The sequence below is a fragment of the Streptomyces celluloflavus genome, from assembly GCA_000720995.1.
Lineage (GTDB): Bacteria > Actinomycetota > Actinomycetes > Streptomycetales > Streptomycetaceae > Streptomyces > Streptomyces celluloflavus.
The window spans coordinates 20,371-40,741 of the sequence record JOEL01000060.1; the positions used below are offsets into that span (position 1 = coordinate 20,371).

Annotated in this window: 15 protein-coding genes and 2 CRISPR repeat arrays; of the genes, 10 read left to right on the forward strand and 5 right to left on the reverse strand. The window is 69.1% G+C overall.

What is annotated here, in order from left to right; genetic code table 11:
- Positions 1 to 96 precede the first annotated feature (96 nt).
- The 8 genes from casA to IH09_RS32225 all read left to right on the forward strand — a co-directional run bounded on the left by casA (position 97) and on the right by IH09_RS32225 (position 14,480).
- A complete protein-coding gene (casA, locus tag IH09_RS32190) occupies positions 97 to 4,824 on the forward strand; it encodes a type I-E CRISPR-associated protein Cse1/CasA (protein WP_240150706.1) in 4,728 nt (1,575 codons plus the stop codon).
- Positions 4,821 to 5,576 carry a type I-E CRISPR-associated protein Cse2/CasB gene (casB, locus tag IH09_RS32195; protein WP_052861081.1) on the forward strand — a complete coding sequence of 252 codons (756 nt, stop codon included), beginning with the start codon at positions 4,821 to 4,823 and terminating at the stop codon, positions 5,574 to 5,576. Before casA ends, casB begins: the two co-directional genes overlap by 4 nt.
- 63 nt (positions 5,577 to 5,639) lie before the next feature.
- Positions 5,640 to 6,851, forward strand: coding sequence for a type I-E CRISPR-associated protein Cas7/Cse4/CasC (cas7e, locus tag IH09_RS32200; RefSeq protein WP_052861082.1), 1,212 nt, complete (start codon positions 5,640 to 5,642; stop codon positions 6,849 to 6,851).
- Positions 6,848 to 7,609, forward strand: coding sequence for a type I-E CRISPR-associated protein Cas5/CasD (gene cas5e / locus IH09_RS32205; protein ID WP_052861083.1), 762 nt, complete (start codon positions 6,848 to 6,850; stop codon positions 7,607 to 7,609). The genes cas7e and cas5e overlap by 4 nt, the downstream gene beginning before the upstream one ends.
- On the forward strand, positions 7,609 to 8,325 hold the full coding sequence (gene cas6e / locus IH09_RS32210; RefSeq protein WP_052861084.1) for a type I-E CRISPR-associated protein Cas6/Cse3/CasE: 717 nt from the start codon (positions 7,609 to 7,611) through the stop codon (positions 8,323 to 8,325). The genes cas5e and cas6e overlap by 1 nt, the downstream gene beginning before the upstream one ends.
- A 3-nt stretch (positions 8,326 to 8,328) precedes the next feature.
- Positions 8,329 to 9,279 carry a type I-E CRISPR-associated endonuclease Cas1e gene (gene cas1e / locus IH09_RS32215; protein ID WP_052861085.1) on the forward strand — a complete coding sequence of 317 codons (951 nt, stop codon included), beginning with the start codon at positions 8,329 to 8,331 and terminating at the stop codon, positions 9,277 to 9,279.
- Positions 9,276 to 9,653: a type I-E CRISPR-associated endoribonuclease Cas2e gene (cas2e, locus tag IH09_RS32220; protein WP_052861086.1), complete on the forward strand. Its 378-nt coding sequence runs from the start codon at positions 9,276 to 9,278 to the stop codon at positions 9,651 to 9,653. Before cas1e ends, cas2e begins: the two co-directional genes overlap by 4 nt.
- 145 nt (positions 9,654 to 9,798) lie before the next feature.
- Positions 9,799 to 10,437: direct repeats of the CRISPR family, unit length 29 nt; unit sequence GTGGTCCCCGCGGGTGCGGGGGTGGTCCC.
- Positions 10,438 to 10,512: 75 nt separating this feature from the next.
- Positions 10,513 to 12,129: direct repeats of the CRISPR family, unit length 29 nt; unit sequence GTGGTCCCCGCGGGTGCGGGGGTGGTCCC.
- Between the two features lie 560 nt (positions 12,130 to 12,689).
- Positions 12,690 to 14,480: a reverse transcriptase/maturase family protein gene (locus tag IH09_RS32225; RefSeq protein WP_052861087.1), complete on the forward strand. Its 1,791-nt coding sequence runs from the start codon at positions 12,690 to 12,692 to the stop codon at positions 14,478 to 14,480.
- Positions 14,481 to 14,777: 297 nt separating this feature from the next.
- Here the strand turns inward: IH09_RS32225 and IH09_RS32230 are convergent, their stop codons facing one another.
- The 5 genes from IH09_RS32230 to IH09_RS32250 form a co-directional block, all read right to left on the reverse strand.
- Positions 14,778 to 15,488: a methyltransferase domain-containing protein gene (locus IH09_RS32230; protein ID WP_052861088.1), complete on the reverse strand. Its 711-nt coding sequence runs from the start codon at positions 15,486 to 15,488 to the stop codon at positions 14,778 to 14,780.
- Positions 15,489 to 15,741: 253 nt separating this feature from the next.
- Positions 15,742 to 16,689 carry an ATP-grasp ribosomal peptide maturase gene (tgmB, locus tag IH09_RS32235; RefSeq protein ID WP_052861089.1) on the reverse strand — a complete coding sequence of 316 codons (948 nt, stop codon included), beginning with the start codon at positions 16,687 to 16,689 and terminating at the stop codon, positions 15,742 to 15,744.
- Position 16,690: 1 nt separating this feature from the next.
- The gene (gene tgmA / locus IH09_RS32240; RefSeq protein WP_052861090.1) at positions 16,691 to 16,927 is read right to left on the reverse strand and encodes a putative ATP-grasp-modified RiPP; all 237 of its coding nucleotides are present in this window, start codon (positions 16,925 to 16,927) and stop codon (positions 16,691 to 16,693) included.
- 132 nt (positions 16,928 to 17,059) lie between these two features.
- Positions 17,060 to 17,653, reverse strand: a complete 594-nt coding sequence (locus IH09_RS32245) for a DUF6082 family protein (RefSeq protein WP_318279619.1) — start codon at positions 17,651 to 17,653, stop codon at positions 17,060 to 17,062.
- Positions 17,654 to 18,495: 842 nt separating this feature from the next.
- Entirely contained in the window at positions 18,496 to 18,696 is a 201-nt protein-coding gene (locus tag IH09_RS32250) for a hypothetical protein (RefSeq protein WP_052861092.1), read from the reverse strand.
- A gap of 288 nt (positions 18,697 to 18,984) precedes the next feature.
- Here IH09_RS32250 and IH09_RS32255 point away from each other — a divergent pair, with 288 nt between their 5' ends.
- Positions 18,985 to 19,815, forward strand: a complete 831-nt coding sequence (locus IH09_RS32255; RefSeq protein ID WP_052861093.1) for a helix-turn-helix domain-containing protein — start codon at positions 18,985 to 18,987, stop codon at positions 19,813 to 19,815.
- The gene (locus IH09_RS32260; RefSeq protein WP_052861094.1) at positions 19,812 to 20,024 is read left to right on the forward strand and encodes a DUF397 domain-containing protein; all 213 of its coding nucleotides are present in this window, start codon (positions 19,812 to 19,814) and stop codon (positions 20,022 to 20,024) included. Before IH09_RS32255 ends, IH09_RS32260 begins: the two co-directional genes overlap by 4 nt.
- Positions 20,025 to 20,371: the final 347 nt, after the last annotated feature.

A 20,371-nucleotide genomic window follows, 5' to 3' on the forward strand; every position in this document is an offset into this window, starting at 1 on the left:
GGGCAGATGTGATCACTTGCAGCCATCTTCTTTCGAACAATGCTCTTTTTCGGAACACCGATCACCGGCGGGGGCCCAACCATGTCCAATACGCCTATGAATCAGGATCGCCCCGCGCCCGGGGCGCCCTTCGATCACCTGTCCGTCGCCGCACGCCTGGCCTGGGGCAAGTACGAGCGGCGGACCGATGAATGGCTGCCATTGTGGAGACACATGGCGGACAGCGCTGCGGTCGCGGGGAAATTGTGGGACGAGTGGGTTCCCGGCAACGTCAAGGCGCTCGTCGCCGAGGTGCTGCCGGGCGGGGCGGACGACGCGCGCCGGGTCGCGGTCTACCTTGCGTGTGTACATGACATAGGTAAGTGCTCGCCCGCCTTCGCCTGCCAGGTGGACGGCCTCTCGGACCGTATGCGTGCAGCGGGCCTGGATATGCCGTATCAGAAGCAGTTCGGCACCGATCGGCGCATGGCACCGCACGGACTGGCCGGTCAACTGCTGCTCCAGGAGTGGCTCGCCGAGCAATTCGGGTGGAGCGGCAGGGCCTCCGGGCAGTTCGCCGTCGTGGCCGGCGGGCACCACGGGACGCCCCCGGACCACCAGCAGATCCATGACCTCCGCCTGCATCCCCGCTTGCTCCGCACCCCGGGGGCGAGCGAGAGCAACTGGCGTGCGGTGCAGTACGAGTTACTGGATGCCTGCGCGCGGGCCGCCGGGGTGGCGGACCGGTTCCCGCACTGGCGGTCCGTGCGCCTGCCGCAACCGGTGCAGGTGGTGCTGACCGCTGTGGTGATCGTCTCCGACTGGATAGCCAGTTCGGCCGAGTTGTTTCCGTACGACCCGTCCTCGTGGTCACAGCCGGACGGGTCCGGAGAGGCACGGCGTCTCGCGGCCGCCTGGGCAGGGCTCGACCTGCCGGGGCCCTGGGTGCCGGGCGAACCAGCCGGTACCGCCGCCGAGTTGTTCACGGCCCGGTTCGATCTGCCGGACGGTGCGGTGATCAGGCCGGTGCAGGAGGCAGCCGTACGGATGGCGCGGCAGCTGCCCGCCGGCGGGCTGCTGATCATCGAAGCGCCCATGGGCGAGGGCAAGACGGAGGCGGCCTTCGCGGCGGCGGAGATCCTGGCGGCCCGGACCGGGGCCGGCGGCTGCCTGGTGGCGCTGCCGACCCGGGCCACGGGAGACGCCATGTTCCCCCGCCTGCTGAACTGGCTGGCGCACCTGCCCTCGGACGGTCCCCGGTCCGTCGTCCTGGCCCACGCCAAGTCCGCGCTCAACGAGGTCTGGGCAGGGCTGATGCGAGCCGGCCACCGGACGATCGCCGCGGTCGAACCGGACAGCCCGGACGCGGTCCCGCCCCCCGGACGGGCCCAGCGCTCCAGTCCCGCCGGGCTGCACGCGCACCAGTGGCTGCGGGGACGGAAGAAGGCGCTGCTCGCCTCGTTCGCCGTGGGCACCATCGACCAGGTGCTCTTCGCGGGACTCAAGAGCCGGCATCTGGCGCTGCGGCACCTCGCCGTCGCGGGCAAGGTCGTCATCATCGACGAAGTCCACGCCTACGACGCCTATATGAACGCGTATCTGGACCGGGTACTGGAGTGGCTGGCCGCCTACCGGGTGCCCGTGGTGCTGCTCTCCGCGACCCTGCCCGCGGGCCGGCGGCGGGAGCTGGCCGCGGCGTACGCCGGGGAGGCCGACGCCGGGCACGCCAGGAGCGGGGACGACGGTGATGCGCTGGACGTACCCGACGACGCCTATCCGCTGATCACCGCCGTGGCACCCGGCGCCCCGGTTCTGGCGGCGCGGCCGCCGGCCGCCTCGGGACGCCGTACCGAGGTCGCGCTGGAGCGGCTGGACGACGAACTGGCCTCCCTGGTGCGTCGGCTGGACGACGAACTGCGCGACGGGGGCTGCGCGTTGGTGGTGCGCAATACCGTCGACCGGGTGCTGGAGGCGGCCGAGCGGCTGCGGGACCACTTCGGCGCGGACGCGGTGACCGTGGCGCACTCCCGGTTCCTGGCGGCCGACCGGGCCCGCAAGGACACCGAACTGCGGACGCGTTTCGGCCCCGGCGGCGAGCGCCCCGCCGGCCCGCACATCGTCGTGGCCAGCCAGGTGGTCGAACAGTCGCTGGACATCGACTTCGATCTGCTGGTCACCGATCTGGCTCCGGTGGACCTCGTCCTCCAGCGCATGGGACGGCTGCACCGCCATCCGCGCCCGCGCCCGGTCCGGCTGGCGCAGGCCCGCTGCCTCGTGACCGGCGTGGACTGGCAGGCCGACCCGCCCCGGCCCGTACCCGGCTCACTCGGCGTCTACCAGGGGCCGCACACCCTGCTGCGGGCGCTCGCCGTCCTCGGCCCGCACCTGGACGGTGCGCCGCTCGTACTGCCGGACCACATCAGCCCACTGGTCCAGAGCGCCTACGGGGACGGGCCGGTCGGCCCCGAGCACTGGGCCACCGACCTGGCCGACAGCCGTCACGCGTATCTGACCCGGCTCGCCGGGAAACGGGAGCGCGCCGAGGTGTTCCGGCTCGGCCCCGTACGCCGGGCGGGGCGGCCGGTATTCGGCTGGCTGGACGCGAACGCCGGAGACGTGGACGACAGCCGCACCGGCCGGGCCCAGGTACGGGACAGCGACGAGAGCCTGGAGGTCCTGGTCGTCCAACGGCAGCAGGACGGCGGGCTGACCACCGTCGGCTGGCTGGACGGCGGGCGGGGCGGTCTGGCGCTGCCGGAGCATGCCCCGCCGACGCGCCGGGCCGCCGAGGCCGTCGCCGCGAGCGCGCTGACCCTGCCCTGGCAGTTCTCCAAGCCGTGGGCGATCGACCGGACCATCGCAGAGCTGGAAAGATTCCTGGTTCCGGCCTGGCAGGTGAAGGAATGTCCTTGGCTGGCAGGCGAGTTGCTGCTGGTTCTCGACGAGGATTGTCAGACCCGTCTGTCAGGCTTCGACCTCCGATACAGCCGTGCCGACGGACTCGTGGTGACACCTGTCGGCGAACAGGAGGCAAAGGTGCTGAATCCCCCGCCGCCGCCCTTACCGTCCCCCTCGTTCGACCTGATCTCCCGGCCCTGGCTGCCGGCGCAGCGCCTGGACGGGACGACGGTGGAGCTGTCGCTGCTGGAGGTCTTCGCGCGGGCGGACGAGCTGCGGCGCCTGGTGGGTGATCTGCCCACGCAAGAATTCGCGCTGTTCAGGTTGCTGCTGGCGATCCTCCACGACGCGGTGGAGGGGCCCGTGGAGCTGGCGGACTGGGAGGAACTGTGGGAGTCGGCGGACCCCTTCGCGGCCGTACCGGGCTACCTCGACCGGCACCGCGAAAGGTTCGACCTACTCGCCGCGGAGCGGCCGTTCTTCCAGGTGGCGGGGTTGCATACGGCGAAGAACGAGGTCGCCTCGCTGAACCGCATCGTCGCCGACGTGCCGAACGGCGAACCGTTCTTCGCCATGCGCCGGCCCAGCGTGGACCGGCTAGGTCTCGCCGAAGCGGCCCGGTGGCTGGTGCACGCACACGCCTTCGACCCGTCCGGCATCAAGTCCGGGATGACGGGCGACGATCGGGCCAAGGGCGGCAAGGTCTACCCGCAGGGCGTCGGCTGGGCCGGCAATCTCGGCGGCGTCCTCGCGGAGGGCCGCACCCTGCGCGACACGCTGCTGCTGAACCTGATCGCGACGGACGAGGACATCCTGACGACGGACCGGAAGCAGGATCTGCCGGCCTGGCGCCGCGATCCGCCCGGTCCCGGACCGTCTCCGGCGGACCCGTCCATCCGCCGTCCCACCGGCCCGCGTGACCTCTACACCTGGCAGTCCCGGCGCCTGCTGCTGCACACCGAGGACGACACCGTCACCGGGGTCGTCCTCGGCTACGGAGATCCGCTCGCCCCGCACGACCGCTGGATGTCGGAGCCCATGACGGGCTGGCGGCGCAGCCCGGCGCAGGAGAAGAAGCAGGGACGTCCCTTGGTCTACCTGCCGCAGCAGCATGATCCCGCCCGCGCCGCCTGGCGGGGCCTGGCGAGCCTGCTCTTCGCCCAGCAGTCGGACACCGGCGATACCGGGCGGGGGACCGCGCAGAGCCTGCCGCCGGGCGTGGTGAAGTGGCTCGCCCTGCTCACCACCGAGGGGGTGCTCCCCGAGGACTCGCTCATCCGTACCCGCCTCATCGGGGCGGTGTACGGGACCCAGCAGTCCGTGGTGGACGAGGTGGTCGACGACGGGGTCACACTGCCTGTCGTACTGCTCCACGAGGAGCACCCGGTCTACGGCGCGACGGCGGTCGCCGCGGTCGCGGACGCCGAACAGGGGGTGACCGCGCTGGGACATCTCGCGGGCAATCTGGCGCGCGCCACCGGCTCGGAGCCATCCCCGGCCACTGCGGCCGCCCGGGACCTGGGGTTCGGGGCACTCGACGGTCCGTACCGGCAGTGGCTGCGGGCACTGGGAGAGCATGCCGACCCGGATGCGGCTCGGGCCGAATGGCGGACCACCGCGCACCGCGTCATCCGCGGTCTCGGCCGGCAGCTGCTCGACACCGCGGGACCGGCCGCCGCGGAGGGGCGGATCACCGAGGTACCCGGAATCGGCAGACGGTGGGTCGATGACTCCCGCGCCGACCTGTGGTTCCGGAGCCGCCTGAACAAGGTGCTGCCAACAGCGGAACCACGCCCTCGGGAGCAGCCGCAGGGGCCTTCTCCGGAACAGCCTTCGGGGCGTTCCCCGGGACAGGAGGCCGTCTCACCGGACTCGCCCCCGGACCCGCCGTCCGCAGAGCCCCCGGACACCCACCCCGACGAGAACCCCCCGGAGCCTCCCGTATGACCAGCACCGCTCAACGGCCCGAACCCGCGCGGCCGGCCGGTTCCGCCCCGTCCGCCCCCCGCCGTTCCCTCGCTCCGGCCGGACAGGCCACCGCCCGCTGCATCCTGCGGCTCCAGCACCAGTACCGCCAGGACAACCCCGCCGCCGTGTCGAACCTCGCCAGGCTGCGGCGCGGTGCCGGACGGACCGCACACACGGTCCAGGACCACTGGGGGCTCGGCGGGCTGGAGGAGCTGGCCGACATCCTCGCGGACGGCCGGACCCCCGTACGCCGTGAGCATGCCGAAGAGGCGGTATATCTGGCCGTGACGCTCTGGGCCCTCCACCAGCAGTCCGTCCGGGACGGCGATATGCACCGCCCCAAGTGGACCTTGGGACGCGCGGTCCGCACCCTCATGCAGGAGAAGAGCGGGGCCGGCCCTGACGACGAACTGAACGACCCGCTCCGCAAACGGCTCGTCCGTGTCGGTACCGCCGAATCGATCGAATCGATTGCCGTACGGCTACGGGAAATCGTCCTGCTGCTCCGGGGCGCGCAGGTGCCGCTCGACTACGGGCGACTGGCCGACCAGCTCTACCGCTGGCAATCGCGGACGGAACGCGCCGCCGTACGGCGGGAGTGGGGCCGGGAATTCCATCTCGCGCCGCGCACCGGCAAAAGCGCGTCACCTGGCAAGGAAGGCCGAAACGACGTCATCGACCCGTCCTTGGACCCTGACGGGGAAGACGACGACTACGGCCCCGGGGAGTGAACTCCCCCACCGACCATGAATTCTTTATCTCCCGCACTGACCGCGAAAAGGAACTGAGCGTTCGTGACCAGGACCATTCTCGATATCCATATCCTCCAGACCGTTCCGCCGAGCAACCTCAACCGGGACGACACCGGAACTCCCAAATCGGCCGTCTACGGCGGTGTGCGGCGGGCCCGCGTCTCCAGTCAGGCGTGGAAACGCGCCACGCGCCGGGCGTTCGTCGACCTGCTCGACACATCCGAGCTGGGTGTCCGGACGAAGAAGGTCGCCGAGGTACTGGCCGAGCGCATTACCGCCCTCGACCCGTCGCTGTCCAAGACCGCGGCGTGGGAGCTCGCCGCGGAGACCATGCGCGCGGCGACCGGCTCCAAGATCGAGGTCCCCAAGCGCAAGACCAAGGACAAGGAAAAGGAAGGCGGGGAGAGCGAAACCGCTCCTGAATCCGCGTATTTGATGTTCCTGAGCGGGCGCCAGATCAACGCTCTCGCCGGACTGGCGGTCGAGGGCGCAGAGGACGGAGACCTCAATTCACTCAAGGAGTTCCTCAAGGTAAAGGAGAACAAGGCGCGCGCCCGGCAGTTGGCCGACACCGGGCACTCGGTGGACATCGCCCTTTTCGGCCGTATGGTCGCCGACTCGACCGACCTCAATGTGGATGCGGCCGCCCAGGTGGCGCACGCACTGAGCGTTCACCCGGTGGAAGTGGAGTCGGACTACTTCACCGCCGTCGACGACAGGAACACCGACGCCGAAATGGGCGCCGGCATGATCGGCTCCGTTGATTTCAACTCGGCGACCCTCTACCGCTACGCCGCGGTCGACGTCGACCGGCTCCAGGAGAACCTCGGCGCCGGCCTGCGCGAGGACCGGTCGTCCGCCGAACCCACCCGGCGTGCCGTGGCCGCCTTCCTCGAAGGTTTCATCACCTCGCTGCCCACCGGAAAGATCAACACCTTCGGCAACCACACACTGCCCGCCGCGGTGGTCGTCAAGCTCCGTTCCCGGCGTCCGATCAGCTTCGTCGCCGCGTTCGAGGAGCCGGTAGCGGCAGGCGAGGCGGGCGGCTTCCTGCGGCAGAGCTGCGAACAGCTCGCGAAGCACGTACCCGATCTGGAGAGCAAGTACGGGCTCACCGCCGGCGGGCAGAGCTGGGTGCTGCGGGTCGGCGAGGAGACCGAGGCGCTCGCCGCCCTCGGCACCGAGGTGACGCTGCCCGGCCTGGTGGCGGCCGTGGGGGACGCCGTGGCCGCCCGGCTGGAGCCCGAGGCATGAGCGTGCTGCTGCTGCGGCTCGCGGGGCCCCTCCAGGCGTGGGGGTCCGCGGCCCGCTTCACCCGCCGCACCACCGAGAACGCGCCCACGAAGAGCGGCGTCCTCGGACTGCTAGCCGCGGCCCAGGGCCGTGCCCGGGACGCGGACCTCTCCGACCTGGCGGCTCTGGAGTTCGGCGTACGGATCGATCAGCCCGGTGTCCGGCTCCGCGATTTCCAGACCGCGCACCACGCCGACTCGGGCAAGGCCATGCCGTTGTCGGAACGCTTCTATCTCGCGGACGCGGTCTTCGTGGCGGGCGTGGCGGGTGATCCCAGCCTTCTCCACACGCTGTACGAAGCTCTGTTGGAGCCGGTCTTCCTGCCCTATCTCGGACGCCGCTCCTGTCCCCCCGCGCAGCCGGTGACGATATCGGAGCCGCTGAACACCACCCTCGAAGCCGCCTTGCGGGAAGCGGCATGGGAGGCATCCGCGCGGCACCGGAAGCGATACACCAACTCCTGGCGCAATGGCCATGGTTCACACCAGGGCCCGCCGCAGCTGGAGCTGCTGCTCGACTGCCCCGCCGACGAAACCCCGGACACCACACTGCGCGACCTCCCGCTCAGTTTCGACCCGCGCCATCGCCAGTACGGACTGCGCGGCATCCGCGGAACGCAGACAACACCGCCCCCGTCATCACCACCCGCACCCTCGTCCCCGCCACCATTCCACGATCCGACCACCGTGCTGCTGCCCGCCGCACCGAGGACCACCTGATGTACCTGACCCGCTTCCGCGTCAACACCGCGCGATCCGAGGCCCGGCGGCTGCTCGGCTCCCCCCACCTCGTGCACGGCGCGGTGAACATGTCCTTCTCCACGCCCCCGCCCCGGGACGGATCGGGCCCCCGGGTACTGTGGCGAGTCGACCGCAACTCACCCGCCGAGACCCTGCTGTTCATCGCCGGTCCGGCCCGCCCCGACCTGACCCATCTGGTCGAGCAGGCAGGCTGGCCGGCCGCGGACGGCCCCGGCTGGACGACGTTCGCCTACGGCACGTTCCTCACCGCACTCGCCAAGGGAGACACCTGGGGATTCCGGCTCACGGCGAACCCCCTGCACCACATCCGCCACCCGGACGACAAGGAGGGCGCGCGCACCAAGCGGGCCGCCCACCAGACCCCGTACCACCAGGCGCGGTGGCTGCTGGAGCGGCAGCAGCGCGCGGGATTCGAGGTGGTACGGAAACCGGTGGAACGCCGGCTCCTGGAACGGGGCGACGAGCATGAACTGATCGTCCGCGACCAGCGCCCCTTGCAGTTCCGCAGGCCCCCGTCGAAGTCCGGTCGCGAGGACGTCCGCTTCACCAAGGTCACCTTCGACGGCCGGCTCCGCATCACGGACCCCGACACCTTCCGCCGCACGCTCACCCACGGCCTGGGCAAGGCCAAGGCGTACGGCTGCGGTCTGATGACGCTCGCCCCGGTGCGGTGACCGATGAGCACCGTCAACCGTCGGGGTGCCTCCTCGCCCCGTGACCTCGCCCGGATCGGCGACCGTCTCTCCTTCGTCTATCTGGAGCGGTGCACCGTCCATCGCGACTCCCACGCGATCACGGCGGAGGACGCGGACGGAGTCACGCACATCCCGTCCGCCACCATCGGCACACTCCTGCTCGGCCCTGGGACTCGTATCACCCACCAGGCGATGGCCGTCCTCGGTGACTCCGGCGCGGGTGTGGCGTGGGTCGGCGAGCACGGGGTGCGCTACTACGCGGGTGGCCGGGCGCTGACCCGCTCGTCGGGCCTGGTCGAGGCCCAGGCCACCGCGTGGGCGAACCGGCGCACCCGGCTGGAGGTGGCCCGCGCCATGTACCGCCTGCGCTTCCCGGACGAGGACCCCGCCGGCCGTACTCGGCAGGACCTCCTCCTCATGGAGGGCCGGCGTCTGAAGGACTGCTACCGGCACGAGTCGGCCCGCACCGGAGTTCCCTGGCGCCGCCGCGAGTACCACCGCGACGACTTCTCGGCCGGCGACGCACCGAACCAGGGCGTCACCGCGGCGGCACAGTGCATGTACGGAATCGCCCACGCCGTTGTCGCGGCCCTCGGCTGTTCCCCCGGTCTGGGCTTCGTCCACTCCGGCCACGAGCGGTCGTTCGTCCTCGACGTGGCCGACCTGTACAAGACCGAGATCGCCATCCCGGCAGCGTTCGACGCGGCGGCGGAGGGCGTGGAGGACGTCGCGGCGCGTACCCGCCGCATGCTCCGGGACCGCATCAACGAGACCGGCCTGCTCGACCGCTGCGTCCGGGACATCAAGGACCTGCTCTCCTACGACGGGACGCGCGACACGGCCGACCCGTCCCAGGACCGCATGACCCTTCAGTCCGACGGCGACCGACACGTCGAGGGTGGCCGCAACTACGGCGACGAGATCATCTGGTGACCGTCATCGTCCTCACCAACTGCCCGGTCGCCCTGCGCGGTCTGCTCACCCGCTGGCTCCTGGAGATCTCCCCGGGCGTCTTCCTCGGCGCCCCCTCCACCCGCATCCGCGAGTCCCTGTGGAAGGAAGTCCGCCAATACGCGGGCCAGGGCCGCGCCCTGCTCGCCTACCAGACCAACAACGAACAGGGCTACACATTCGAAACCCACGACCACTCATGGCACCCCACCGACCACGAGGGCCTGACATTGATCCACCGCCCGTCCCCGAAGACTCAACGCCCGGCGCCACGGGCATCGGATGGGCCGACGCCGGATGTTCCACGCCAGGGCTGGAGCAAGGCGTCCAAGAGGCGGAAGTATGGGGGGCGGTAGGAGGGCTAGGTGTCGGGCTGGGGGAGGGTTGTGGGGGGCGCGCTTTCCTCGTTGTCCGCGAGGTGAGGAGGTGGGGGGTATGTCGGAATCTGCGGAAGTGAGTAAAAACGGCCGCGTTGCTGGTTGAAAGGCCAGGTCAGGGCTTGTGGTCCCCGCGGGTGCGGGGGTGGTCCCCGGAGGCGGAGGGGCGGCGGCTGACAGTCGGTGTGGTCCCCGCGGGTGCGGGGGTGGTCCCTGAGCGGCGAACAGCAGCTTGCAGGCGCCGCGGTGGTCCCCGCGGGTGCGGGGGTGGTCCCCCGGCGCTGCGCACCGCCGAGGGCCGCCAGGCGTGGTCCCCGCGGGTGCGGGGGTGGTCCCTTGGCGTCCGGCTGAGTGCCGAAGGTCTCGGCGTGGTCCCCGCGGGTGCGGGGGTGGTCCCCTGGGCACCGCGTGCAGCGTCCGCTGCTACGAGTGGTCCCCGCGGGTGCGGGGGTGGTCCCAAGTGCTGTCGGCGAGTCGTCGATAAAGCCACGTGGTCCCCGCGGGTGCGGGGGTGGTCCCCACGCGGGGCGTTCACCCGGCTGCGGGCTGGTGTGGTCCCCGCGGGTGCGGGGGTGGTCCCGCGTCGCAGCTGAACAGCCCGCCGATGTCGTCGTGGTCCCCGCGGGTGCGGGGGTGGTCCCAAGGCGGCAGTGCGGGAATCTTCCAGAGCGAGTGGTCCCCGCGGGTGCGGGGGTGGTCCCAGGCTGTGCAGCAGCTCGAATTGACGATGTGAGTGGTCCCCGCGGGTGCGGGGGTGGTCCCAGGCTGATCGGGAGGGTGGTCCCCGCGGGTGCGGGGGTGGTCCCGAGTCCAGGGCCGCGCAGTGCGACGCGCAGGCGTGGTCCCCGCGGGTGCGGGGGTGGTCCCCCGAAGCGAAGAATACGTGGCGTAGACCGTGAGTGGTCCCCGCGGGTGCGGGGGTGGTCCCAGGCGTCCCGGCGTCAGCTCCGGGTCCCTGATGTGGTCCCCGCGGGTGCGGGGGTGGTCCCGGTTACTCGGGTGAGGTCATGTGGAACATCGGGTGGTCCCCGCGGGTGCGGGGGTGGTCCCGCACAGCCTCGGCCAGGTGCTCAATGCCGTCCGTGGTCCCCGCGGGTGCGGGGGTGGTCCCGCCCAGGATCCCGACCGGCGGGCTTGAGCGACGTGGTCCCCGCGGGTGCGGGGGTGGTCCCTCGCCGGGCTCGGCGTGCTTGTCTGACCGAGGGTGGTCCCCGCGGGTGCGGGGGTGGTCCCGGTTCGCCGCCAATTGGCGGCACGGCGCTCGGGTGGTCCCCGCGGGTGCGGGGGTGGTCCCGACCCGTATATCGAGGACCCGGCGCGCTCGCCGTGGTCCCCGCGGGTGCGGGGGTGGTCCCCGAGGGCCTCCCCCGCGCCCGGGGTGATCTGGGTGGTCCCCGCGGGTGCGGGGGTGGTCCCGGCCCGCTCGCCGTCATCGACTGCGACACCGAGTGGTCCCCGCGGGTGCGGGGGTGGTCCCTGGCGGCCCTCGCCGGGGCCGGCCGACTCGACGTGGTCCCCGCGGGTGCGGGGGTGGTCCCCCCGAGCGCGACACACACCCGTGGATCCGGTTGTGGTCCCCGCGGGTGCGGGGGTGGTCCCGCCACCGCCGAGATCGCGCTCCTGGTGGAGGGGTGGTCCCCGCGGGTGCGGGGGTGGTCCCGGCTGCGGGTGGCGCACTGACTGCTGCTCTCGGGTGGTCCCCGCGGGTGCGGGGGTGGTCCCAAGGCCGACCAGGACGGCCCCAAGAAGACCATGTGGTCCCCGCGGGTGCGGGGGTGGTCCCATGGCCATGGCCATGGCGCGCCCCACCACCACGTGGTCCCCGCGGGTGCGGGGGTGGTCCCACTGCCCCGCGCGAGCGCGCTCCGCGGCCGGAGTGGTCCCCGCGGGTGCGGGGGTGGTCCCGAAGTCGAGGCCGCCGATCTCCACCCGGAGACGTGGTCCCCGCGGGTGCGGGGGTGGTCCCCACCGGCGTCCCCACCGGCTTCGAGGACCTCGGTGGTCCCCGCGGGTGCGGGGGTGGTCCCTGAACTCAGACCAGATCCCGCGGTTCCGGTTTGTGGTCCCCGCGGGTGCGGGGGTGGTCCCATCCCGGCAGCCGCGATCGCGGCCGCCGCGTGGTGGTCCCCGCGGGTGCGGGGGTGGTCCCGCGATGGTGGCCGGGGCGAGTTCAGACGATTCAGTGGTCCCCGCGGGTACGGGGGTGGTCCCGCCCAGTAGGACACCCACCGGTGGGCACCAGGGTGGTCCCCGCGGGTGCGGGGGTGGTCCCGTGACCCAGGACCCATCAGGCAGCACGGTGTAGTGGTCCCCGCGGGTGCGGGGGTGGTCCCGTGGGGATGGGCGCCATTGCCCTGCTGATCGTGTGGTCCCCGCGGGTGCGGGGGTGGTCCCAACAGCAACACCCGGGGCCGGGGAGGGGTTCGGTGGTCCCCGCGGGTGCGGGGGTGGTCCCCATCATGAAGCTACGCAAGCACGGCGTGCGCCGTGAGGCGCTTCGTTGTATCCCCGACTCAATCGGGAGGAACTTGGAGGAATGTTTCTGGGTCACCTGACTTACCTGGACGCGAAAGCGCGAGGGGACAAGAGCATGCCAGGGAAGCGGCGGCCGTCTGGAGGCGTCCAGGGCGGGGTGCCGCAAGACCCGCACGATAAGGCCAAGGCTGGATTGCTTGAAGCCCAATCTCCGGTGGTGAAAGTGCGCACCCGTCGGAATGACGTCTGAAACCGACGTCGCGTCATGCCCGGCCGTGAACCGTGAAGCCGAGGCAACCTCCATGACGCGAAACGCCGCCCAACGAGGGTGGTTAAGGAGATGAGTGGGCGGCCTACGTCGTGCTCGATACGTACAACGGAGACGTACCACGGGATCGCCTACGGGGCGCGAGCCCTATGGCGACGGAGGTGTCGTAGTAGTCGCAGGAGTAACGACCTGCCAAGGAGGCCGGGAAAGCCGGGACCACAGGGCGAAGGGCACCAGGTGATCGAGATGTTCGGCGAAGGGAAGCATGCGCAATGCAGAGCGCTGAAACGGTGCTGAGCGTCCTCCGCAAGCGCGGTGAGAGAGGTCTGCCGGTTGAAAGGCTGTACCGGCAGTTATTCAGCACGGAGTTGTTCCTGCTGGCTTACGGGCGCATCTACGCCAACAAGGGTGCGATGACTCCCGGGGCCACAGGGGAAACCGTGGACGGCATGTCCCTGGAGAAGATCCAGAAGATCATCGAATCGCTGCGCAATGAGCGTTATCGGTGGTCTCCGGCACGGCGTGTCTATATCGAGAAGAAAGGGTCAGCCAAGAAGCGCCCGCTAGGATTGCCGACTTGGTCGGACAAGCTCGTGGCCGAAGTGGTTCGCCTGCTCCTTGAGGCGTACTACGACGTCCAGTTCTCCGACCATTCCCATGGCTTCCGTCCCGGCCGGGGCTGTCACACCGCGCTGAGCGAGGTGGAACGGTACTGGACGGGAACCCATTGGTTCGTCGAGGGCGATATCTCCGACTGCTTCGGCAGCCTTGACCATGGCGTCATGCTGTCGATCCTGTCGGAGAAAGTCCACGACGGCCGTTTCCTCCGGCTGATCGGGCACATGCTCAAGGCTGGGTATCTGGAGGACTGGCGCTGGAATGCGACACTCAGCGGTGCTCCGCAGGGTGGCGTGGCCAGTCCGATCCTGTCGAACATCTACCTTGACCGGCTCGACCAGTTCGTTGAACAGTCGTTGCTGCCCGAATACAACCACGGCCGGCGTCGACAGCCGAACCGGGCGTACCGACGGCTGGAGCACTGGATCCAAGGGGCGAGACGGCGCGGTTGTCGGAAATCGGTGCGGGAGCTTGAGCCTCGCCGCCGAGCCCTGCCGAGCCAAGACCCCAACGATCCGGACTACCGGCGGCTTCGGTATGTCCGCTATGCCGACGACTGGCTGCTGGGGTTCGCCGGGCCCAGGCACGAGGCAGAGGAGATCAAGTCGAAGATCCGGAGGTTCCTGCGAGAGGAACTCAAGCTGGAACTCTCCGAACCCAAGACGTTGATTACACACGCCACCAGCCAGGCGGCGCACTTCCTCGGCTACGACATCAAGTCCCAGTACGCCAATGACAAGATCACCCGGAATCGCCGGGCAGTCAATGGTTCCATTGGGCTGTTCGTACCCAGGCAGGCGATCAGGCAGCGATGTGCGCTCTACATGAGCAAGGGAAAACCGGCGCTGAGAGGCTCGGTTATGCGTGACGATGACTTCACCATCGTCGCGAAGTACCAGTCCGAGTTTCAAGGTGTCGTTCAGTACTACCTCCTGGCCCAGGACGTCTTTCGCCTGGGCAGGCTCCGATGGGTCATGGAGACTTCGATGCTGAAGACCCTGGCCGGGAAACACCGCAGCACGGTCACGAAGACGGCTCGAAAGTACAAGAGACTGATCGAGACGCCAGACGGGCCGCGCACATGTTTCCAGGTCACGGTTGAACGTGATCGAGGGAGGAAGCCGCTGGTCGCCCGCTTCGGCGGGATCCCGCTCAAACGACAGCGTACAGCGACCCTCACCGATCTCAAGCCCGTCATGGCCAGCAGCAAACGCAACGAGTTGATCCACCGGCTCCTCGCGGAATGCTGTGAAATCTGTGAATCCCGGACGCAGTTGGAAGTGCACCACGTCCGGAAGCTCGCTGATCTCAACCGGCCAGGGCGGCGGGAGAAACCCGCGTGGGTTCACCTCATGGCCATGCGACGGCGAAAAACCTTGGTGATCTGCCGCCGCTGTCATGAAGACATTCACGCTGGACGGCCCACCGCTGTTAAACGGACGTGATCACTGGAGAGCGGAATGCGGGGAAACTCGCCCGTTCCGTTCGGGAAGGGGCCGTCGGAAAAGGACCCGCGCCACGGGCACCTCGTCGGCGGCCTACTTCACTCATGGGGTGGTCCCCGCGGGTGCGGGGGTGGTCCCCGCGGGTGCGGGGGTGGTCCGGAGTTACCCGGGGCCGGCGCAGCCGGGACAGCGTGGTCCCCGCGGATGCGGGGGTGCTCCCTGGCACCAACGCAGGCCGAAGCCCCGCCCGCTGTGCTTGAACGGAACGGCACCGGACGGGGCGGCAGCCATCGGGCGTCAGATGGTGAAGCGCCATGAATCGTCGGGGGTCAGCAGGTGGCTGCCGTCGGGGGAGAGTTCCGCGCGCATCGAGTGCAGAGAGAACCTGTTGTTCTCCTCCCACCTACTGCGGACACGTTCCAGCTCATCCCACAGTCGGCGGGGGCCGCCCTGGTGCACCAGGGGCGACGTTCCGTCCTCGGCTCGGGCCCATGCCCCGTCCGCAGCGAGCAACCACACCACGCGCCGCCCGTCGTCCGGGTAGGTAGCCGCGCGGGTCTCGACCCCGGGCGTGTCCAGCTCGAACAGCCACCGGAGCGGCCATTCCTGCCACAGGTCGGGAATGGATCCCTCGGGGGGCCGCACGTCCTCGCCCTCCCGTACGCGGGCAGTCACGAACACGTCGTTCAGCTTCGCCGGGTAGTCCGCTTCCTGCCGGGTCTCCATGAATGTGGCCGGGTCGGGCTGGACGGTGCCGCGTGCGATGCCGTCCGGTCCCATGTCTGCCGTGATCAGCAGTGCGGTGTGGGCAATCGTCGTGACCAGCCTTCCGCCGGGACGCAGCGCGCGGAGCCACGACGCAGGGACGGGCCGTACGGAAACGGTCGCCATGATGCGGTCGTACTCGGTATCGGGGAGTTCCCCGGTGGCGTCGACGGCTGCCAAGCGCGGCGTGCGCCCGAACTCGGCGAGGCGCGTACGGGCGGCCTCGACCAGGTACGGGTCCACGTCCCGGCGTGCGTGGGGCCGACGCGGGTCACCAGCGTTTCGTCCGTGTACGCGGCGTGCAGCCGCTCCGGGGAGTCCTCGGCGAGGTCTACCAACTCCCATTCCTGGGTCGGGCTGTTCGGGATGCGCTGCCACCAGCGCGGGACGAGCTTGTGACGGGGGGTGTTGCTGACGGCTTCATGCCATCCGGGCGCGTTCGCGGTCACCTTGTCGGCGAGCGCGTGAGCGGCGTTGGCCCATGCGGGCGCTTCGGTCATGCGGTCTCTCCTTGTAGTGCGTCTGCCATGGCTTCAACAAGCGGCACCCCGGCTTTGACAGCGAGCCAATGCCACTGACCATTGGGGTTCACTTCGAAGAAGACCCAACGGCCGTCCGGGGTGACGGCGAAGTCCAGCGCGCCGAAGAACAGGCCGAGTTCGTCCATGAGCCGGCGGACCCCCTTCTCCACCTGCGACGGCATGTCCACCACCTCGTATGTATGGGACCGGTAGTCCGTCCGCCAGTCGAGCTGTGCGGCTTCGCTGTCCGTGTGGATGGCGACGGGGAACATATGGCCCCCGATCACGGTCAAGCGCACTTCATACGCCTTGGCCACGCGCTCTTGGAACAGGTGGGCGGTGCCGCTCACTCCGTCGTCCACCTGGTCCGCGGAGACGAGTGCCACGGGGAGGAACTGCCGCTTCCCTTCGGGGCCAAGCACGCCACCGCCGAGCCCCTTGTAGACAACCGTGTCGTCGCCCATGAACGTACGTGCGTGCGCGAGGTCCGACGTGATCACGGAGCGGGGTACGTCCAACCCGCAGCGAGCAGCGACCGCGAGTTGAACGGGCTTGTAGTTCGCGGCGGCATCCTTGCTCGGATGGTTGACCCACCGGACAGGCAACGACCCGAGCACGCCGAGCAGTCCCGAGCGCGCTTCCGAGACCGCGAGGGCGCGAGCGTGTCCGGGCCAGTCGTCGGGGGTCCGGAACTCGTTGGGGCGTCGCCACCACACCGACTTGACGGATTCCAGACGGACCGTACGGGAGCCGGCGAGGGAACCCGTCCAGCCGTCCCCGGTGAGGGAGACGGCCAGACGGGAAGCGGTCGGGAAGTCGGCAGTATCGAACCTGACGACCTGTTCACCGCGTTTCACCAGCTCCTCAACCACTGCGTCGGCCGTGAGGTCGTCCCGGCCGGTCAGGATGAGGATGGATTGCATGTCAGTACAGGTCGGTTCCGGAGTCGGAGCCGGGGCCCGAGCCGTCGCCGTTGCTGGTCTCGGTCTGCGTCTCGGGCATCTCGGCCGTGATGGCGTGCCACGGGTTGCCCTCGGCGGAGACGTTGAGCTGAAGCGCATCGCTGTACGTGATGACGGGCGCTTCGGTGTTCGTCGGAGCCGGTGACACCAGGTGCCGGACCCCGAACGGGACGGCGGGCGTAGCAGTTGTCGTGCTCATACTGCGTTCCTCCTGTGGTGGCTGGTCCAATCGTGCTCTTACAGAGTCGCCCGGCGGTCCGCTGTCGCACCAGAACAGCCGAACGCGTGTACCGCTAGGTCGGGATTCCGATGGTCTTGTCGTCCTTCATTCTCAACTCCTTTCCACATAACTCCGGTTGCTGCCCGGCCGCCTGCTAACCGTCACAACCTGCGGACAGCCGGGGTGGTGCCCGCCCTCTACCGTGCCCCCTATTTCATAGGGATGGAATAGGGAGTTCATCCGGAGGGGCGGAGTCTTCGTCAGATGCTGTTCAGCGGGTCCTGCCGAGTCGGCGTATGCCTGGTTAGCGATCCGGTTGAATTCGCGATCGACCTTGTCCCTTGCGTCATCGTCGCGATGCTGGGACACGCGTTCCCAGTAAAGGAGTCCGGCGCTGCGACGCATGAAGTCTTTCAGGTGCACCCGAAGAGAGTTCTGCGACATTACGCCTACGCGGAATTCGAGCGCCCAGAGATTGACCCAGCGATTGCAGTGGAGCATGAGCCTGCGCTCATCTTCGGGCAGACTCTCGTGCACACTCCACATTTCCCGGTACTCCGGGAACTCCTCCTGAGACTGAACAAGTTCCTGCACGATGATCTGTGTGTCGATGGCGACCCGTTGCCGGTGCTGCTTCGCGGTTTGCGTCACGTGCCAGACGCCCACTGCCGCTACGGCCCATAGACCGAGAGATCCGATTTTCACCAAGGTGCCTTTCCTGCCCTATTCGTCTGCGGCGGGTTCTGCGCTGTCATCCCCCATGTCCTCCGTGGGGGTGGTGGTGGGCGCAGTGGTACGAATGGCGCCTACCAGGTCAAAGATGTCTTCGGTGTACTCGTCAGGCATGGCGCCTTCCATTTGCGGAGCCGCCGCGCGAGCCAGCGTTCACCCGCTCCGTAGCGGCTATCTATCTTGGCTACGGATTCGCCGGACGCATAGCGCCGCATGACGTAGAGCTGATCGGCTAGCACAGCTTCGCGTGCTGCTATAACCAATTTCCGTCTACGTCGCACGGTCGGGCTCCTCGGCTTCTCTGATGTGGCCCCGCCCGGCTGTCGCTGTCCGTCCTTTCAGCCGGGCGGGGGTGTAGCCCGCCCCTGTCGGAGTTCCGAATCAAAGCGGAGGGGCCTCGAATTCGGTTTCGTCCGGCAGGGGCGGAGTCTCATAGGCGGCCGGATGCGGCCAGGGCGAGCATGCCGAAGCAGAACAGGAGGACCACGGAGACAAACACGGCCCATCCGAACTTGCGGACCACCCGCACCGGGAACGGCGGCCTTCTCGGTGCTGCGTGCCGGCGCGTGCCCCGTGCCGCTGTAGCGGACCCCTGTACCGTCACAGCGTCCGCCCCAGGGGACCGAACCGCTGTCGCCGCTGGTAGTCCTCGTGCACGCGCGCCCGCAGCCGGGTGAGTGTCGGGCTGTCCGTGGCGTAAACCGGCGTGCTGCACGTCAGCCCGTCCCGGACGGTTTCCTTGCGATAGGGACAGTCGGACCGGGGGCAGTCGCACAGCGGCCATGTCAACGCGGATCGCTCGGGCACGTCCGGGCTCATGTCGTCCCCCGCCGGTCCGTGGCGCGCTGGTGGGGGTGCTGCCAGATCATTTCGTTGTAGTTCTGGACACCTCGGTTGTCGCCCCGCTTCCACGCTGCGGCCCGGCCCTGTACGGCCGCGTAGCAGATGCGGCAGCCGTCCACGGGGGCAAGCCCGGTGCCCGAGATGCGCACCGCCGGGATCTTGTCATCACTCATCGGTCAGCCGCCTTCGCAGTCCGGCTTCAACATCCTTGAGTACGTCCCTGGTTGGCGTGGCGTAACCGGTACGCGGTACCCAATCCGGGGCCAGTCGCCAGAACCCGCCGGCATCTATCAGAGCGGTCAACTCATTGTCTTCCGCCGTGAGTTGTGGTTCGTGGGGGCTGCACCTCCGGGGCAAGGTTTGCTCCTCTCCGTAACGACGCCACTACCGGGCGACTCAGAGTGGCCTACAGTCGCGATGTCATCAACTTACGAAGAACGATTGGAGGATTGAGCCCCTACATGGTGAACCGCAAGGAACTGGACCCCGAAAAATCGCCTGGTGCCGCGTTCGGACAGCGTTTACGCACGTTGCGGGACGAGCGGGGCTGGACGCAGGACGAGTTAGGGGAGCGCATGGGGTGCTCCGGAGCGCACATTTCTGCCGTCGAAACTGGTCGTCGCCCGCCAACTCAACGATTTGCGAAGACTGTCGACAAGGTGTTCGGGACCGGAGATAGGTTCGAACGCCAGAGCCGGGCCCTTCGGCAAACGGCGCTGCTGGAAGGTTTCCCGGAGTACGTCACTCACGAGGCGCGCGCGGCAGAGATCAGGCTCTATGAAGTCGGTGTCATACCTGGCCTGCTCCAGACGCAGGAGTACGCATCAGCGCTTGGAGACAGCACCGTTAAACGGGGTGTCGCCTCGCGGGAGCAGGCCGACGAACGGATTGCGCTGGCTAAGCAGCGTCAAGCGTCGCTCGCACGAACACCTCCGCCGTTGGTCTTCGTGGTGCTCGATGAAAGCTGCCTGCTCCGTCCCATCGGCGACAGCGCCCTTATGGACGCGCAGTTCACGCGCCTGGTGGAGTTTGCAGAGCTGCCGAACACCGTGCTTCAAGTCGCTCCGTTCGGCATCGGAGTTCGTCGTCCGATGACGTTGCCGGTAACCGTGCTCACGATGCCGGAACGGTCGCTCATGTCGTACGCCGAGTCCGCCAATCGAGGCCATCTTGAGCGGGACAGTGCATCAGTGCTGCCGATCCTGGCGGACTACCATCAACTACAGGCCGAAGCACTGCCGCGAGCGGCATCCGTGGCCATGATCAGCCAGTTACGAAAGGGCACCCCGTGACGACCACGACCGATACCCCACGTTGGATCAAGTCCTCATTCAGCGAGAACGGCGGCCAGTGCGTTGAGGTCGCCGCCAACCTCGCCGTCTCGCGCGGCGTCGTCCCCGTCCGCGACTCCAAGGACCCGCGCGGTCCCGTACTCACGATCGCCCCGGCCGCCTGGTCGGAGTTCGTTGGCAGCGTCAAGGCCGGCGAACTCTCCGCGTAGCCGCTACTCGCCCCCTCCATCGGTGAGGGGGCAAGGGACGGACAGCCCCGTCACCCTCCACCAGGGCGACGGGGCTCTGTCATGGGCTACGCTGCGAGCGTCCCGCGGGTGCGGGGGTGGTCCCGTGACGGCGGCCATGATCCCGAAACGCCACTCGTGGTCCCCGCGGATGCGGGGGTAGTCCCAGGCCCGCGAGGGGCAACCCCTCACCGCAGAGGCGGTCCCCGCGTATGCGGGGTCCCGACAACGCAGATATTGGGGAGCCCCAAGTGCAAGGTCCTCTATGACCGCTTCGGAACCGAGAAGCACTTGTGTGGAGGAGCGACTATGCGTCTCAGCGGGGAAAA